Origin of the sequence: Pseudofrankia sp. EUN1h, from assembly GCF_001854645.1 — a bacterium.
Taxonomy (GTDB): Bacteria; Actinomycetota; Actinomycetes; order Frankiales; family Frankiaceae; genus Pseudofrankia; species Pseudofrankia saprophytica.
The window spans coordinates 129,320-145,927 of sequence record NZ_MBLN01000014.1 but is presented as its reverse complement, the minus strand read 5'-3'; the positions used below and the strand labels follow the sequence as shown (position 1 = coordinate 145,927).

General features: G+C 75.0%; 13 protein-coding genes. 12 read left to right on the top strand and 1 reads right to left on the bottom strand.

Annotation, left to right across the window (positions count from 1 at the left end; genetic code table 11):
• Positions 1 to 26 precede the first annotated feature (26 nt).
• The 6 genes from BCD49_RS05565 to murG all read left to right on the top strand — a co-directional run bounded on the left by BCD49_RS05565 (position 27) and on the right by murG (position 9,461).
• Positions 27 to 1,676: a UDP-N-acetylmuramoyl-L-alanyl-D-glutamate--2,6-diaminopimelate ligase gene (locus tag BCD49_RS05565; protein ID WP_007520536.1), complete on the top strand. Its 1,650-nt coding sequence runs from the start codon at positions 27 to 29 to the stop codon at positions 1,674 to 1,676.
• Complete coding sequence (locus tag BCD49_RS05560; protein ID WP_071041235.1) at positions 1,673 to 3,085, top strand: UDP-N-acetylmuramoyl-tripeptide--D-alanyl-D-alanine ligase; 1,413 nt, start codon at positions 1,673 to 1,675, stop codon at positions 3,083 to 3,085. The genes BCD49_RS05565 and BCD49_RS05560 overlap by 4 nt, the downstream gene beginning before the upstream one ends.
• A 266-nt stretch (positions 3,086 to 3,351) precedes the next feature.
• Positions 3,352 to 4,422, top strand: a complete 1,071-nt coding sequence (gene mraY / locus BCD49_RS05555) for a phospho-N-acetylmuramoyl-pentapeptide-transferase (RefSeq protein ID WP_007520677.1) — start codon at positions 3,352 to 3,354, stop codon at positions 4,420 to 4,422.
• A 110-nt stretch (positions 4,423 to 4,532) separates the two neighbouring features.
• Positions 4,533 to 5,942 (top strand): UDP-N-acetylmuramoyl-L-alanine--D-glutamate ligase, encoded by a 1,410-nt coding sequence (gene murD / locus BCD49_RS05550; protein WP_051467195.1) that lies wholly within the window; start codon positions 4,533 to 4,535, stop codon positions 5,940 to 5,942.
• A 380-nt stretch (positions 5,943 to 6,322) separates the two neighbouring features.
• Positions 6,323 to 8,188: a putative lipid II flippase FtsW gene (gene ftsW, locus BCD49_RS05545; RefSeq protein WP_335341675.1), complete on the top strand. Its 1,866-nt coding sequence runs from the start codon at positions 6,323 to 6,325 to the stop codon at positions 8,186 to 8,188.
• Positions 8,189 to 8,330: 142 nt separating this feature from the next.
• A complete protein-coding gene (gene murG / locus BCD49_RS05540; RefSeq protein WP_007520547.1) occupies positions 8,331 to 9,461 on the top strand; it encodes an undecaprenyldiphospho-muramoylpentapeptide beta-N-acetylglucosaminyltransferase in 1,131 nt (376 codons plus the stop codon).
• Between the two features lie 126 nt (positions 9,462 to 9,587).
• On the opposite strand, the gene murC is transcribed toward murG, so the two are convergent.
• The gene (gene murC / locus BCD49_RS05535; protein ID WP_071041234.1) at positions 9,588 to 11,081 is read right to left on the bottom strand and encodes a UDP-N-acetylmuramate--L-alanine ligase; all 1,494 of its coding nucleotides are present in this window, start codon (positions 11,079 to 11,081) and stop codon (positions 9,588 to 9,590) included.
• A gap of 431 nt (positions 11,082 to 11,512) precedes the next feature.
• Here murC and ftsZ point away from each other — a divergent pair, with 431 nt between their 5' ends.
• From ftsZ to BCD49_RS05505, 6 genes are all read left to right on the top strand, one after another.
• Positions 11,513 to 12,895 (top strand): cell division protein FtsZ, encoded by a 1,383-nt coding sequence (gene ftsZ, locus BCD49_RS05530; RefSeq protein ID WP_071041233.1) that lies wholly within the window; start codon positions 11,513 to 11,515, stop codon positions 12,893 to 12,895.
• Between the two features lie 2 nt (positions 12,896 to 12,897).
• Positions 12,898 to 13,659: a peptidoglycan editing factor PgeF gene (gene pgeF, locus BCD49_RS05525; RefSeq protein ID WP_007518446.1), complete on the top strand. Its 762-nt coding sequence runs from the start codon at positions 12,898 to 12,900 to the stop codon at positions 13,657 to 13,659.
• The gene (locus BCD49_RS05520) at positions 13,656 to 14,510 is read left to right on the top strand and encodes an alanine racemase (protein ID WP_007518447.1); all 855 of its coding nucleotides are present in this window, start codon (positions 13,656 to 13,658) and stop codon (positions 14,508 to 14,510) included. Before pgeF ends, BCD49_RS05520 begins: the two co-directional genes overlap by 4 nt.
• 9 nt (positions 14,511 to 14,519) lie before the next feature.
• A complete protein-coding gene (locus BCD49_RS05515) occupies positions 14,520 to 15,068 on the top strand; it encodes a cell division protein SepF (RefSeq protein ID WP_007518449.1) in 549 nt (182 codons plus the stop codon).
• Between the two features lie 78 nt (positions 15,069 to 15,146).
• On the top strand, positions 15,147 to 15,401 hold the full coding sequence (locus BCD49_RS05510; protein ID WP_027140979.1) for a YggT family protein: 255 nt from the start codon (positions 15,147 to 15,149) through the stop codon (positions 15,399 to 15,401).
• Between the two features lie 93 nt (positions 15,402 to 15,494).
• Positions 15,495 to 16,436, top strand: coding sequence for a DivIVA domain-containing protein (locus tag BCD49_RS05505; protein WP_007518453.1), 942 nt, complete (start codon positions 15,495 to 15,497; stop codon positions 16,434 to 16,436).
• Positions 16,437 to 16,608 lie beyond the last annotated feature (172 nt).

Below are 16,608 nucleotides of genomic sequence, written 5' to 3'. Positions count from 1 at the left end.
CCAGGTGCCCTACTAAGGTCGACGGCGTGACCCCTCCGGCCCTGCGCCCGGCCCATCCGCCGGCGCGGACGCTCCCCGAGCTGGACGGCCTGCTCGCCGGCCTCGGGAGCCTCGCGTCGGCCGGCGCGCCCAGCCCGCCCGGCGCCACGGCTCACGCCGCCGCCGGCGTCGTGCTGCGCGGTGTCACCCACGACTCGCGCGCCGTCCGTCCCGGTGACCTGTACGCCGCGCTGCCCGGTGCCCACGCGCACGGGGCCACCTTCGCCGCGGGTGCCGTCGCCGCGGGTGCCGCCGCGGTCCTCACCGACCCGGCGGGCGCGGCGATCCTCGCTGGCGCCCTCGCGGTGCCGGTGGTCGTGACGGACAACCCGCGCCAGGACCTGGCCCTGGTCGCCGACTGGCTCTACGGCCAGCCGTCGCGCCAGCTCACCCTGCTGGGCGTCACCGGGACGAACGGCAAGACCACCTCGGCGTTCCTCATCGACGCGGGCCTGCGCGCCGCCGGCCATCACACCGGGCTGCTCGGCACCGTGGAGACCCGCGTCGGCGACGAACGGCTCGACTCGGTGCGTACCACCCCGGAGTCCGCCGACCTGCAGGCGCTGTTCGCGTTGATGGTCGAGCGGCGGGTCACGGCGGCGACGATGGAGGTGTCCAGCCACGCGCTGGCGCAGCACCGCGTCGACGGGCTGCGGTTCGCGGGCGCACTGTTCACCAACCTCAGCCAGGACCACCTGGACTACCACCCCACGATGCGGGACTACTTCGAGGCGAAGGCGAAGCTGTTCGAGCCGGAGCGGTCCGCCGCCGCCGTCATCGGCACCGACGTGGCCACCGGCCCCTGGGGGCCCGAGCTGGCCGCCCGCATCCCCGGGGCCGTCACGTACGCGCCCGATCCGCCCGCCGACTGGTGGCTGGACGACCTGGTCGTCGGCGAGCGAGGCAGCACGTTCACCGCCCGCGGGCCCGGCGGGCTCCAGGTCCCGGTCCAGGTCCGGCTGCCCGGGCGGTTCAACGTCGTCAACGCCCTCGGCGCGCTCGCGCTGCTGGTGACCGCCGGGGTGCCGGCCGAGGCCGCGGCCACCGGGATCGGCGAGCTCGCCGGCGTCCCCGGCCGGATGGAGCGGGTGGAGGCCGGGCAGTCCTACCTCGCCCTGGTCGACTACGCGCACACCCCGGACGCGGTGCAGACCGTCCTCACGTCGGTTCGCGGGCTGGTCGACGGCCGGCTGATCGTCGTCCTCGGCTGCGGCGGGGACCGGGACCGGGCCAAACGTCCGCTCATGGGTGCCGCGGCCGCGCGGCAGGCCGACCTCGCGTTCTTCACCAACGACAACCCGCGCTCCGAGGACCCGGCGGAGATCCTCGCCCAGATGAGCGCCGGCGCCGGCCAGGCAGGCACGGCGGCGAAGGTCACCGTCATCCCCGACCGGGCCGAGGCGATCGCCGCCGCCGTCGCCGAGGCCGGCCCCGGCGACGCGGTCGTTGTCGCGGGGAAGGGCCATGAGCGTGGGCAGGAGCAGCACGGCGTGGTGACGCCGTTCGACGACCGTGCGGCGCTCGCCGCGGCGATCGCCGCCACGCTCGGCGGTTCGGTTGGCGGCGGCCGGGTCGGTGACGGCCGGGCCGGTCCGGCAGGCGCCGCGGGCTCGGGGACACCGGTGGTGCGCCGGTGATCCCGGTGACGCTCGCCGAGGTGGCCGCGGCCACCGGCGGCCGTCTCGACGGTGGCGCCGAGCCGGACGCACTCGTCACCTCGGTGGTCGTCGACTCGCGGCTGGCGGAACCGGGCGCGCTGTTCGTCGCGCTGCCGGGGGACAGAGCCGACGGGCACGACTTCGCCGCCGCCGCGGCCGCCAGCGGGGCGTCGGCGGTGCTCGCGGCCCGCCCGGTCGGCGTCCCGGCGGTGCTGGTGGCCGACCCGGCGGCGGGGCTGGTGACGCTTGCCGGGCACGTCCGCGACCTCGCGAAGGCCGCGGTGCTCGCCGTCACCGGCTCGTCCGGCAAGACCACCACCAAGGACCTGCTCGCGGACCTGCTCGGCGTGCTCGGCCCGACGATCGCCCCGCCCGGCTCGTTCAACAACGAGATCGGGCTGCCGCTGACGCTGCTGCGCCTCGAGGAGACGACCGAGTACGCCGCCCTGGAGATGGGCGCCCGCGGCATCGGCCACATCGCGGCGCTCTGCGCGGTCGCCCGGCCGCACGTCGGGCTGGTGCTCAACGTCGGCTCGGCGCACGTCGGTGAGTAYGCCGACGGGCGCGCCGGCATCGCCAGGGCCAAGGGCGAGCTCGCCGAGGCCGCCACCGACACGGTCGTGCTGAACGCCGACGACCCGCTGGTCGCCGCGATGCGACCCAGGGCGGCCGGCCGGGTGGTGACGTTCGGCCGAGCCGCCGGCGCCGACGTGCGCGCCGAGCGCGTCGAGATCGACCGCGCCGGCCGGGCGTCGTTCGACCTGCTCGCCGGCGGCGAGCGCCACCGGGTGACGCTCGGGCTGGTCGGCGCCCACCAGGTGAGCAACGCCCTGGCGGCGGCGGCGGCCGCCGGCGCCGTCGGGATGACGCCCGCCGCCGCGGCCGAGGCGCTCGCCGCCGCCCGGCCGCGCAGCCGCTGGCGCATGGAGGTGACGACGGCCCCGTCGGGGCTCGTGGTCGTCAACGACGCCTACAACGCCAACCCGGAGTCGATGCGCGCCGCGCTGCGCGCGCTGGTCGACCTCGGCGGCGCCTCGGCCGAACCGRCCGCCTCGCGGCGGCGGACGTGGGCGGTGCTCGGCCCGATGGCCGAGCTCGGCGCGGCCGCCGACGCCGAGCACGCCGAGCTCGGCCGGTTCGTGGCCGGGCTCGGGGTCGACCGGGTACTGGCCGTCGCCGAGGGGGCCCGCCCGCTGGCCGCAGCCGCCGCGGCAGCCGGGGCGCGGACCGACTGGGTCGATGGCGTCGCCGCGGCGGCCGACTGGCTCGCCGCCGCCGGCCTCGGCGCCGGCGACGTCGTGCTGGTCAAGGCCAGCCGGTCCTACGGGCTGGAGAAGCTCGCGCGGGCGCTCGCCGAGCCCCGCGGCGACGGGGGCGGCGACCGGTGAACGGGCGGCGCGGTGGCGCGTCCACGGCAACGACCGGATCTTCCAAGGCGTCCGGACGTCCAACGGAGTCCGGCCCCGAGAGGCAGGTCGGACATACAGCGTCGACCGGTCAGACAGCGTCGACCGGGCTCACGGGGGCGACGGGACGGCACAGACGGCGCGAGAGACGCCGTGATCGAGGGGACGTGGGAAAGGGTGTTTAGCTGGGCCCGCGGGCCAGAGGGCGCGCTGGCAGCCCTGAGGGCCGCCGACCGGGGCGGCCACGGGTGAGGGGAGTTCTTGTCGCGGCCTCGGTCGCGTTGGTGGTGTCACTGCTCGGCACGCCGTGGGTGATCAGACTCTTCCGCCGTCAGGGCTACGGCCAGGAGATCCGCGAGGACGGCCCGTCCACCCACCTGAAGAAGCGCGGCACGCCGACCATGGGCGGCACCGTCATCGTCACCGCGACGCTGATCGGTTACTTCATCGCGCACCTGGCCACCGGCGCGGGGTTCACCGCGTCCGGCCTGCTCGTACTGATGGTGATGACGGGGCTCGGCGGCGTCGGCTTCCTCGACGACTACATCAAGATCCGCAAGCAGCGCAGCCTCGGCCTCACCGCCCGGACGAAGTTCGCCGGCCAGGCCGCCGTGGCGCTCGCGTTCGGCCTGCTGGCCGTGCGGTTCAAGAACGCGGACGGGCTGCTGCCCGGCTCCACGTTCATCTCCGTCGTGCGGGACACCGACATCTCCATCGGCATCATCGGCTTCCCGCTGCTCGCCTGGATGATCATCGCGGCGACGTCGAACGCGGTGAACCTGACCGACGGCCTCGACGGGCTCGCGGCCGGCACGTCGGCGATGGTGTTCGGCGCCTACGTGGTGATCTCGTTCTGGCAGTTCGGCAACCTGTGCGAGCCCGGCAACCTGGAGGCCGGCTGCTACCTCGTGCGCGACCCGCTCGACGTCGCGCTGGTCGCGGCGTCGGCGATGGGCTCCTGCTTCGGCTTCCTGTGGTGGAACGCCAGCCCGGCGAAGATCTTCATGGGGGACACGGGCTCGCTCGCCCTCGGCGGCGCCTTCGCCAGCATTGCCATCGTCAGCCGCACCGAGCTGCTGCTGTTCGTCCTCGGCGGGCTGTTCGTCATCGAGACGGTGTCGGTCATCGTCCAGGTCGCGGGCTTCAAGCTGACCAGGAAACGCGTGTTCAACATGGCGCCGATCCACCACCACTTCGAGCTCGCCGACTGGCCGGAGACGACTGTGATCATCCGGTTCTGGATCGTCTCCGGGCTCGCGGTCGCGTTCGGGCTCGGGCTGTTCTACGCCGAGTTCCTCTCCAACGGCGGTAACCCGTGACCTCCCCGGGCGCCGGAACGGGTGGCGGCCGGCCCGCCGACCGCCACCGTGGCGACCGCCAGTCCGCCGCTGGCGGGCCGGCGGTCGACGAGCTGAAGGGCGCGCCGGTGATGGTCGTCGGTGCCGGCGTGTCCGGCGCCGCGGCGGCGCGCGCCCTGCTCGGTCTCGGTGCCCGGGTTCACGTCGTCGACGCCGTCGACGGGGAGCGGCCCCGCGCGGCCGCCGCCGAGCTGCGCGCCGCCGGCGCCGAGGTCACCCTCGGTGGCCTGCCTCCCGGCCCCGGCGCGGCACGGCTCGTCGTCACCTCGCCCGGCGTCCCGCCGGGTACCCCGCTGCTGGCCGCGGCGCGCGCCGCCGGGGTCCCGATCTGGGGCGAGATCGAGCTGGGCTGGCGGATGCGGCCGGACGCCCGCTGGCTCGCGATCACCGGCACCAACGGCAAGACGACGACGACGGAGATGCTCGGCGCGATCCTCGCCGCCGCCGGCCGGCGGTCCGCCACAGCAGGCAACATCGGCACCCCACTCGTCACCGCCGCGCTCGCCGAGCCGCCCTACGACACCCTCGCGGTGGAACTGTCCAGCTTCCAGCTGCACTACACCGACACGGCGGCGCCGGTCGCGGCCACGATCCTCAACGTCGCGCCCGACCATCTCGACTGGCATGGCGGCGCCGACGGCTACGCCGCCGACAAGGCGCGGATCTGGATGCACCCGGCCACGATCGCCGTCGGCAACGCCGACGACCCGGTCAGCTCGGCGCTGCTCGCCCGCGCGCCCGGGCGGCGGGTCACCTTCGGGCTCGACCCGGCCAGCGCCGACGTCACGGTCATCGACGGCCAGCTCGTCGACCGCGCGTTCGGCGGCGGGGTGCTCGCCGCCGTCGCCGACCTGCTCACCGGCCCCGGTCCTGGCCCCGGCGCCGGTCCGGGTGCCGCCGCGCCGGCGCCCGGTGGTGCCGGGCCGGGCCGCCACCTGGTGGCCAACGCGCTCGCCGCCGCCGCGCTCGCTCGCGCGGACGGCGTCGAGCCCGCCGCGATCGCCTCGGCGCTGGCCGGCTACCGGCCGGGGGCACACCGCGACGCCCACGTCGTCACCGCGGACGGCGTCCGCTACGTCGACGACAGCAAGGCCACCAACCCGCACGCCGCGGCCGCGTCGCTGACCGCCTATCCGTTGGTGGTGTGGATCGCGGGCGGTCTCAACAAGGGCCTCGAGTTCGACGAGCTGGTGCTGCTGGCCCGTGACCGGCTGCGCGCCGTGGTCCTGATCGGGCGCTGCGCGGACGAGATCGCGACGGCTCTCGCCCGACACGCCCCCGATGTCCCCGTAGAAAGGGCCACGGGCATGGACGATGCGGTGGAGGTCGCGGCGCGTCTGGCCAGGACGGGCGACACTGTCCTGCTCGCGCCCGCCGCCGCCTCGATGGACATGTTCCGCGACTATGCCGAACGTGGCGACCTGTTCGCCGCGGCGGCCCGTCGTCGGACGATCCGGGGGACCGTTACCCCGGACAGCTAGGGCCGGGGGCCACTCCCTGGAGCGACAGAGTCGAGGAGGCTGGCGGCAGCGTGCGCGAGGCGCCGAGCTCCAGGCCGGGTGCTGGGTCCGGCGGTGCCGGGTCCGGCGGTGCCGGCTCCGGCTCCGGTTCGGCATCCGGCCAGCGTGCCCGTGCCAGATCGGCCGCCGCCCCCCGGGCCGGTGGCCCGCGCGCCGGGGCGTCCGCGCGCCCGCGCGCCGCGGCCGGCGACGAGGATCCGCCCGGCGGTCGGGCGCGCCCGGAGCGGCGCGACCAGCAGGGACCCGCCCGGGACCCGCGCACGGGCTCGCGCGGCAGACCACCGGGGGAGGGCAGGCCGGGCACGGCGCGTGAGGGACGCCCGTCGCCCGCCGTGCCCACCGTGGCTCGAGGGGTGCCCGCGGGCCGCGGGGCCACACCGCCGGCCGGCTCGGGCAGACGGGCGACGAACCTGCGCGACGCGATGGCGCCGGCCGTGCGCCGTCCCGGGATCCGCCCCGGGACGAAACCCCAGGACGACGAGGCCGCCGGCGCGGCCCGCCCGGCCCGCCCGGCCGAGGACGAGACCGGCCGGGAGCCACGGCGGCGCCAGCCGGCCGCCGTGCGGCCCGGTCAGCGGCGTGCCCTGCTGCGCCCGGTGCCGGACCTCGAGGCTCAGGGCGCGGCGCTGGCGAAGCTGCCGCTGCTGGAGCGCCCGCTGGCCTCCTACTACCTGCTTGGTTCGTCGGCCGGGCTGCTGCTGCTGCTCGGCCTGGTCATGGTGCTCTCGGCGTCGAACGTGCGGTCGTTCGAGGCCTTCGGCTCGTCCTACACGATCTTCGTTCGGCAGGCGACCTGGATGGGCATCGGTCTGCCGGTGCTGCTCGCCGCGAGCCGGATGCCTCTGCGGGTGTTCCGCCGGGTCGCCTACCCGCTCATGGGGGTCGCCCTGTTGCTGCTCCTGGCGGTGCTCTCGCCGCTGGGGGTGTCGTCCAACGGCGCCCAGCGCTGGGTCGGCGTCGGCTCGCTCACCCTGCAACCGAGCGAGCTGGCCAAGCTCGCGCTGGTGCTCTGGTCGGCCGACCTGCTGACCAGGAAGCACCGGCTGCTCGGCGACTGGAAGCACCTGATCATCCCGATCGTGCCGATGACGGTGCTGGTCGGTGGCCTGATCATGTTGCAGCCCGACATGGGCACGACGATCGTGGTGTTCTCGGTGCTCTTCGTCGTGCTGTGGGTGGTGGGCACGCCCGGCCGGGTCTACGGCGGCCTGCTCGGGGTGATCGGGGTGATCGGCACGATCCTGGCGGTGATCGAGCCGTACCGGCTGGAACGGTTGTTGTCCTACCGGGACCCGTTCGAAAACGCCCAGGGCAGCGGCTGGCAGGCCGTTCACGGGATCTACGCGCTGTCCTCGGGCGGCTGGTGGGGCGAGGGCCTGGGAGCGTCCCGGGAGAAATGGCCCGACCTGCTGCCGGCCTCGTACACCGACTTCATCCTCGCGATCATCGGCGAGGAGCTGGGCCTGCTCGGCTGCCTGCTCGTGGTCCTGCTGTTCGGCGTCTTCGGCTATGCCGGGCTGCGGGTGGCGCACCGCACCGACAACCAGTTCGTGCGGCTGGCCGCCGCCGGGTCGACGGGCTGGATCCTCACCCAGGCCGTGGTGAACATGGGCGCGGTCGTCGGCCTGCTGCCGATCACCGGCATCCCGCTGCCGCTGGTGTCGTTCGGCGGCTCGTCCCTGGTGCCGACCATGCTCTCGATCGGCATGCTGCTCGCGTTCGCCCGGTCGGAGCCGGCCGCGGCCCGGCTGCTGGCCGAGCGCGCCCAGGAGCGCCGGGAGGCCCGCCGCGCCCGGCAGGGCCGCCAAGGACGCCGTGGCCCGGGCCGGTCTCGCCCCGCGGACCGCGCGGCGACCGCCGACACCCGCGGCACCCGCGGCAATGCCCGTCCCGCCCGCGCCGGCCAGGAGGGCGCGGCCCGGGCCACGGAAGACACCCGGGCCGCCAACCCGGCAGGCGCGGGCCGCCGCCCGCGCCAGGGCGCCAGCCCCGCCAGGTCGGCCGGCTCCGCGACCCGTCGCGCGCCGCGCACCCGCGCGGGTGCGGACGACGCCGGCCGTGCTGGTTCCTCCGGCCGATCCGGTCCTTCCGGTTCCGCTGGCGGTGCCGGTTCCGGCGGGGGAGGCACTCGGCGTGGGCCCGCCGAGCCGGGGCCCTACCGGCGCCCTCAGCGTCCGGATCCCACTGGTCCCCCCGCCGCTGGCTGAGCGGACGCGGAGGCGACCCGGCGAGCCCCGGCGGGCAAGCAGGGAAACGGGCCAGAGCCGCCAGGCCGGGTACGCGGGGAGCAGACGGGCATCGCGGGCCGGCCGCTCCGGGTGGCCGGTCGGTGTGCCATCGTGAGAGCCGATGCTGAAAAGTGTGCTGCTCGCCGGCGGCGGTACGGCCGGCCATGTCGAACCCGCGCTGGCGGTCGCCGACGCGCTGCGCGCGGCGGACCCGCGGATCCGGCTGACCCTGCTCGGCACCGAGACGGGCATGGAGGCGCGGGTCGTGCCCGCGCGCGGCTACGAGCTGGCGACCGTTCCGAAGGTCCCCCTGCCCCGGCGCCCGTCGACGCAACTGCTTACCGTTCCCGGCCGGCTCGCGGGCGCCATCTCCCGGGCGGCCGAGGTGCTCGCCGAGACCCGGGCGGACGTCGTCGTCGGTTTCGGGGGCTACGTCTCCGTGCCCGCCTACCTGGCGGCCCGCCGCCACGGGGTCCCGATCGTCGTCCACGAGGCCAACCCGCTGCCCGGGGTCGCCAACCGGCTCGGCGCGCGGCTGACGCCGTACGTCGCCATCTCCTACCCGGGAACGACGCTGCGGGGCGCGCGGCTCACAGGCATCCCGCTGCGCGAGGAGATCCTCACCCTCGACCGGTCGCCGGCCGCCGTGCGCGCCGCCAGGGCCCGCTACCGGCTCGACCCGTACCGCCCCACCCTGCTCGTGTTCGGTGGCTCGCAGGGCGCCCGCTCGCTCAACCAGGCGATGACGGGGGCCGCCCGGGCGCTCACCCAGTCCGGGGTGCAGGTGCTGCACGCCACCGGCCCGAAGAACTTCGACGAGGTGGCGGCGGCGCTGCCGTCGGGCCTGCCCGCCCCCTACGTGCTGGTGCCCTACCTGGACCACATCCCGTCGGCCTACGCCGCCGCGGACCTGGTGCTGAGCCGGTCCGGGGCGATGACCTGCGCGGAGCTCGCCGCGGTGGGCCTGCCGGCCGTCTACGTGCCGCTGCCGTTCGGCAACGGCGAGCAGCGGCGCAACGCGCTGCCGACCGTCGAGGCCGGTGGCGGCCTGCTCGTCGACGACGCGCAGCTGACGCCCGACTGGATCGCGCGCGAGGTGCTGCCGGTGGTCACGGTGCCGGAGCGGCTGGCGAAGATGAGCGCCGCCTGCGCCGGCATGGGCCACCCCGAGGCGGCGCGGACGATCGTCGCGATGATCCACGAGGCCGCCGCGTCCCGCCGCCGCGGCGGCGGCCGCCACGCCGCCCACTGACCGGCGCGACACGCAAACCGTGTCACCTGGACGCCTCTATGACGACGTCCAGGCAACACGCTCCGACGGTCCGGTGTGTAGGTGTGTTACCTGGACGTCCCTATAGAGGCGCTGGTCCGCCGCACTTCAGGTCGCGGCGGTGACGAGGGCCAGCAGGCGGGGGCCCAGCTCGGTGATCGTGCCGGCGCCGAGGGTCAGGAGCAGGACGTCATGGCCGGGCAGGTCGGCGGCGAGGCGTTCGGGCAGCTCGCCCCAGCCGACGTAGCTCGTCTCGGCGGGGGAGCGCACCCGCTTGGCGAGGTCCGTGGCGTGCAGGCCGAGGTCGTCGTGCTCCCTGGCGGCGTAGATGTCGGTGACGTAGAGCCGGTCGGCGTCGCCGAAGGAGACGGCGAAGTCGTCCAGCAGCGCCGCGAGCCGGCTGTAGGTGTGCGGCTGGATGACCGCCCAGACCTCCCGGCCGGCGGCCTTCTGCCGGGCGGCGGCGAGCGTCACGCGGATCTCGGTCGGGTGGTGGGCGTAGTCGTCGATCACCTCTACCGAGCCGCCGGYGCTCACCAGGTCGGCGGAGCCGACGTGCTGGAAGCGCCGGGCGGCGCCGGTGTAGCCGGCCAGCGCCGACAGCGCCGCCTCGACGGGCATTCCGAGCTCGCTGGTGACGGCGAGCACCGCGAGCGCGTTGAGGACCRTGTGCCGGCCCGGCAACGCCAGGCGCAGCGTGCCGACCGGCTCCCCGTCGCGCAGCACGGTGGCCCGCGTCACGACGGCCGGTGCGTCCCCGGGGATCCCGCTCAGCTCCTGGCTGCCCGCCGACCCACCGGTGGTGCCATCGACGGTCGTGACGTCCGCCGCGCGCCAGGTGAGGCCGTCGCCGAGGCCGTAGCGCACGACGCGTGGCCCGCCGCCCGGCTGTTCGGCGAGGGTGGAGAGCACGGCGGCCACCCCTGGGTCGTCGCCGCAGGCCACCAGCACGCCGCCTGGACGGATCCGGGCGGCGAAGGCGGTGAACACCGCCCGCACCGCCGCCTCGTCGGGAAACAGGTCCGGGTGCTCCCACTCGACGTTCGTGACCACGGCGAGCGCCGGGTCCAGTCCGCCGAACGCGCCGCCGTACTCGTCGGCCTCCAGCACGAACAGCTCGCCGGAACCGACCAGCGCGCCGCCGCCGCCGAGCTGCGGCACCTCGGCGCCGATCACCGCCGTGGGGTCGGCGCCCGCGGCGCGCAGCGCGAGGGTGAGCATCGCCGAGGTCGTGGTCTTGCCGTGCGAGCCGGCGACGGCGACGAGCTGGTAGCCGGCGGTCAGTTCGGGCAGCCAGTCGGAGCGGCGGCGCACCGGCACGCCGGCGGCCCGTGCGGCCGCGACCTCCGGATGGTCGTCGCCCAGGGCGCTGGAGGCCACGACGACGTCCACGCCGGCGAGCTCGGCGGCCAGTGCCGCCGGGCCGGGCGCGGCGCCGGTGCGCACCCGGGCGCCCAGGGCCCGCAGCGCCTCGACCCGGGCCGAGGGCTCCTGGTCGCTGCCGGAGACGAGGTGGCCACGGGCCAACGCGATCCGGGCCAGCGGGGCGAGGCCCGAGCCGCCGATGCCAAGGAAGTGCACGCGCGAACTCACGGCCGCCATCCTCCCCCACCGTGTGGCTGAGCAAGGCCTGGCATGCGCCGGCGGGACCCGCGGCCGGTCCGAATGGGCCCCCGGCCCAGGGCTGGTAAGGACACCTCGCCGGACTCCCGCCACCAGGCTGGTGAGGGGGGAGGAAGCGGACGGGTGGGGAGGCGAGGCGGGAGGCGGCTATGCCGGTGGAGGGTGTGACGAACGGGACGGCGAATTCCATCGCTTGACGCGCCGGGAGGTTCCTTGACCCATGCGGACGCCATGCCTACTGTCCAACCACAGTCGCAAGTTGACATAACTCTAACCGTCTAGTGGACGGTGAAGGTTGGAGCTCGGCGGCTAGTTCTCCGGTCTCGTCCCGGTGGCGCCGTCCCCACGGTCATGCCGCGCGAGCCGGGTTTTGTCCGCCCCACCGACGCCGCTGGAGGACCGACCCCGCAATGGCTGCCCCGCAGAACTACCTAGCGGTCATCAAGGTTGTCGGCATTGGCGGTGGCGGCGTCAACGCCGTGAACCGCATGATCGAGGTCGGTCTCAAGGGCGTCGAGTTCATCGCCATCAACACCGACGCGCAGGCGCTGCTGATGAGCGACGCCGACGTGAAGCTGGACGTCGGCCGCGAGCTGACCCGCGGCCTTGGCGCTGGCGCGGACCCCGAGGTCGGCCGGCAGGCGGCTGAGGACCACCGGGAGGAGATCGAGGAGGTCCTCAAGGGGGCCGACATGGTCTTCGTCACGGCGGGTGAGGGCGGTGGCACCGGCACCGGCGGGGCGCCGGTCGTGGCCAACGTCGCCCGCTCGCTGGGCGCGCTCACCATCGGTGTGGTCACCCGGCCGTTCACCTTCGAGGGCCGCCGCCGGGCGAACCAGGCCGACGCCGGTATCGACACGCTGCGCAACGAGGTCGACACCCTCATCGTCATCCCGAACGACCGGCTGCTGGCGATGACCGACCGCGACATCAGCGTGCTCGACGCGTTCCGCAGCGCCGACCAGGTCCTGCTCTCCGGTGTCCAGGGCATCACCGACCTGATCACCACGCCCGGCCTGATCAACCTCGACTTCGCCGACGTCAAGACGGTCATGTCGCACGCGGGCAGCGCGCTCATGGGCATCGRCCGCGCCCGCGGCGACGACCGGGCCACCGTCGCCGCCGAGCAGGCGATCGCCTCGCCGCTGCTCGAGGCCAGCATGGACGGCGCGCAGGGCGTGCTGCTCAACATCTCCGGCGGGTCCGACCTCGGCCTGTTCGAGATCAACGCCGCCGCCGAGCTGGTCGCCGACGCCGCCCACCCCGAGGCGAACATCATCTTCGGTGCCGTGATCGACGACGCGCTCGGCGACGAGGTGCGGGTCACCGTCATCGCCGCCGGCTTCGACACGGTGCCCGACCGGCGCGCGAAGGGCATCACGCAGCCGCGCTCCCGCCCCGTGCCGCCGGCGGTCGCCGCGGCGCCGGCGGTCGCGGGCGCGCTGCCGGCGATCCCGCCGGTGGTCCCGCCGCCGCCGGCGTCCCGGCCGGCGGCCCCGAGCTACGCGCCGCCGGTGGGCCCGCCGCCGGCGGCGCCGCAGCCCGCGCCGCCGCAGTACATCCCCGAGCCGCTGGAGCCCCAGCCGGACCTGGACGAGCCGCCGGCCCGCTACGCCGCGCAGCACGTCCCCAGTGAGGGCCAGGGGCTGCCGGCTGGTCCCGGGGGCGGCTACGGCGCCGACCCGGCGGGCCCCCGCCAGGGGGCGCGGCCGAGCTACCCGCCGCCCCGGCGCCCGGTCCGGCCGATCGCCGACGACGAGGACGAGCTGGACGTCCCCGACTTCCTCAAGTAGCCGTGCCACTGCTGTTCACCGACCGGGCCGGCGGCGTCTCCACCGGCCCGTACAGCTCGCTGAACCTCGGCGGCAAGGTCGGCGACGACCCGGCCGCCGTGGGAGCCAACCGGCAGCGGCTCGTGGAGACCACCGGCGTGCCGGTCCGTTTCATGCGCCAGGTCCACGGCGCCAGCGTCATCACGTACCGGGACGCGTCGCGGTACGGCTGGTCACCCGACGGCCCGCCGGGTGACGCCCCGGTCGGGGACCTGCCGGGTGGTTCCGGTGAGGCGGCCGGCTGGCCGCGGCCGCCGGAGGCCGACGCCATGGTCACCGCCGCGCCGGGATGTGGGCTCGCCGTGCTGGTCGCGGACTGCGTCCCGGTCGTGTTCACCAGCCCAGGAGCCGTCGGCGTCGCACACGCCGGGCGGGTCGGGCTCGCCGCCGGCGTCGTGCCCGCGGCGGTGGCGGCGCTCGGGGAGCTCGGCGCCGAGCCGGGCGAGCTGCGCGCCGTCATCGGCCCGTCGGTGTGCGGGCGCTGCTACGAGGTGCCMGCGTCGATGCGCGACGAGGTCGCCGCACTGGTCCCCGGCACGGCCAGCGTCACCAGGGCCGGCACCCCGGCACTCGACCTGCGCGCGGGCGTCGCCGCCCAGCTGCGTGCCGTCGGGGTCACCGACGTCGAGGTCTCCGACCGCTGCACGATGGAGGACCCCACCCTGTTCTCGCACCGTCGGGACCAGGGGCGTACGGGCCGTTTCGCCGGGGTTGTCTGGCTTTGAGTCCCGGTGATCCGGGGGCGCCGGCCGGCGGCGCTCCTCCCGACCTCGCGGCGGGCGAGGCCGACGAGCTGGCGGCCCGGTGGGGGGTCGGCGCGGCGCGCCTCGCGCGGCTGCGGGCGAACCTGCGCGACGTCCGGGAGCGGATCGACGCGGCGGCGCGCGCCGCCGGCCGTGACCCGGCCGGGCTCACGCTCGTCGCCGTCAGCAAGACCTGGCCCGCCGACGACGTGCTGGCGCTGCGTGCGCTGGGCGTCGCCCATTTCGCCGAGAACCGCGAGCAGGAGGCCGCCCCGAAGGTCGCCCAGGTACTGTCCCGGCTGGGCGGAACGGCCTCGCCGGATGAGCCGGGTGCACCGGATGGGTTGCATGGACCGGTTTGGCACTTCGTCGGGCAGTTGCAGCGCAACAAGACGAACGCGGTCGTCCGGTGGGCGGACTGGGTGCAGTCGGTCGACCGGCCGGAGCTGGTGGCGGCCCTGGCGAGGGCGGCGACGAGCCAGGGCCGTATGATCGCCGTCTGCCTCCAGGTGTCCCTGGACACATCGGGAGATGGCGGCGTCAGCGGACGAGGTGGCGTGGCGCCGAGCGATGTCGCCCGGTTGACAGATCTTGTCGCCGCGGCGGCCGGGCTGCGGCTGGCGGGTGTGATGGCGGTGGCCCCCCGGGGAGAAGATCCACGGCCGGCGTTCGCCCGGTTACGGGAAGTGTCTGAACGGTTGACGCGCGATCACCCGGAGGCATGGGTCATGAGTGCCGGAATGTCGGGCGATCTGGAGGCCGCGGTGGCCGAAGGCGCGACACACCTACGGATCGGCACCGCTTTGTTCGGTGAGCGGCGCCCTGTCCCTTAGAGTCGCGCCATGGGGCTCGGTCGCAGGGCGATGGTCTACCTCGGTCTGGCCGAGGAGGACGACGAATATCTCGACGACTACGACGATGACGACGGTCAGGACGACCAGCAGGATGACCGGCGGGACGTGCGCGAGCCCGTTCCGTTCGACCGGACGGTGAGGCGTATCGACGCACGCGAGGAGCCGCCGACCATGGCCAGACGTTCCTCCTCCGTCGAACCGTTGCGCCCCTCTGGTGCCGTTCCGATGCGGAGGGTAGCCGCCGTCGAGGAAGCATCCCCCTACCGGATCACAACGCTCCAGCCGCGGAGCTACAATGACGCCCGTCAGATCGGTGAGGAGTTCAGGGACGGCACGCCCGTCATCATGAACCTCACCGAGATGGAYGATGTCGAGGCCAAGCGGCTGATCGACTTCGCCGCTGGGCTGATCTTCGGTCTGCACGGGAGGATCGAGAGGGTGACCAACAAGGTCTTCCTCCTGACCCCCTCGAACGTCGAGGTCACCGAGAGCGACAAGCGTCGTATCGCCGAAGGTGGCTTCTACAACCAGTCCTGACGTCGCGGTGCCCGGCCGTCGACGTCCGCAAGGCAGGGAGAGGCAGCCATAAGCATCTTCGGCACCGTGCTCTACTGGGTGCTGACCGCGTACCTACTGCTCCTGATAGCGCGGATGGTTATCGACCTGCTGCAGTCGGTGAGCCGCTCGTTCCGGCCCACCGGCCCGTGGGTGGTGCTCTGCGAGGTCGTGTATACGGCCACGGACCCGCCGTTACGATTGCTTCGGCGCTTCATCCCGCCGCTGCGCGTGGGGGCTGTGGCCTTCGACCTCGGTTTCCTGCTGTTGTTCATCGTGATCGTGGTGTTGCAGAACTATGCGACGAGGTTGTGACGGGGTCGTGTGCACGCCGCTGACACGAGCGCGGGAGACTGCCCGTAGACCGCCCTCTCTTCGGGGAGCGGCGATGCCGCAAGAGGAGGCGACGTGGCGCTGACACCACAGGATGTGCAGAACAAGGTCTTCAGCCCGACCAGGTTCCGGACCGGTTACAACGAGGACGAAGTCGACACCTTCCTCGACGAGGTCGAGGCCGAGCTGACTCGTCTGCTCGACGAGAACGCCGACACCCGCCGCCAGCTCGACGAGGCGCGTCGCACCGGTGGCGGCGGCCCCGGGGTGCCCCCCCAGCTTCTCGAGGAGAACCAGCAGCTGCGCCGGCAGCTCGACGACGCGCGCCGGGCCGCCGCCCAGGCCCAGGCGGCGGCCCAGCAGGCCCAGGCCCAGGCACAGGCGGCGGCCGCCCGAGGCCCGTCCACCTCGCCGGTGCCGATCCCCGGCGGGGCCACCCAGGTCATGCCGGCCGTCGGCCAGCGTGGCGGCGGCGTGCCCGCGCCCGCCAATGCCGGCGCCCAGCTCGACGCCGAGATCGAGCAGCGGGTGGCTCGCACGCTGGTGCTCGCCCAGCGGACCGCGGACGAGGCGTTGCGTGAGGCGCGCGCCGAGTCGGAGCGGGCTCGCCGCGAGGCGCGTTCGGACGCCGACCGCATCCTCGCCGAGGCGCGGGCGCACGTGGCCGAGCAGCTCGGTGGCCTGGAGGAGGACAAGCGCCGCCTCGAGGGCCAGGTCGAGCAGCTGCGCGCGTTCGAGCGTGAGTACCGCACGCGCCTGCGCGCCTACCTGGAGATGCAGCTGCGCGACCTCGACGGCATGCCGACCCAGCCGGCCGTAGGCCCTGGTGGCCCAGCCCGTCCAGGCCTGAACCCGGGCACCCAGGGCGGCGGTCAGCAGCAGCCCCAGCAGCCTCAGCCCGCGGCCGTAGGGGTTCCGGCAGGTGCCTACCAGCCGGGGCCGCCCGCCATGGGTGGCCAGAACGGCGTCAACCACGGGGAGCGCGACCCGCGCGCTGGCGGCATCCAGGAGTTCTGACCCGCCCGAGGGTCCGCCGTCGCCAGGCCGGTGGACGGTCGCGTCCGCCTACTGGTGGTGGACCGCCGCGCCGCCGGCCCGCGCGGAGCTCCGTCGCCGCCCGCGCGCTTTCCGGCGCGCGAGCTTTCGGMGCGCGGGCCGGGGAAGTCCCGCGCGCACTGCCGTGGTCGTC

Bases quoted from the DNA above. Each gene is read 5' to 3' on its own strand.
- murD (WP_051467195.1), top strand. From the start codon at position 4,533: ATGGTCGTCGGTGCCGGCGTGTCCGGCGCCGCGGCGGCGCGCGCCCTG.
- murG (WP_007520547.1), top strand. From the start codon at position 8,331: ATGCTGAAAAGTGTGCTGCTCGCCGGCGGCGGTACGGCCGGCCATGTC.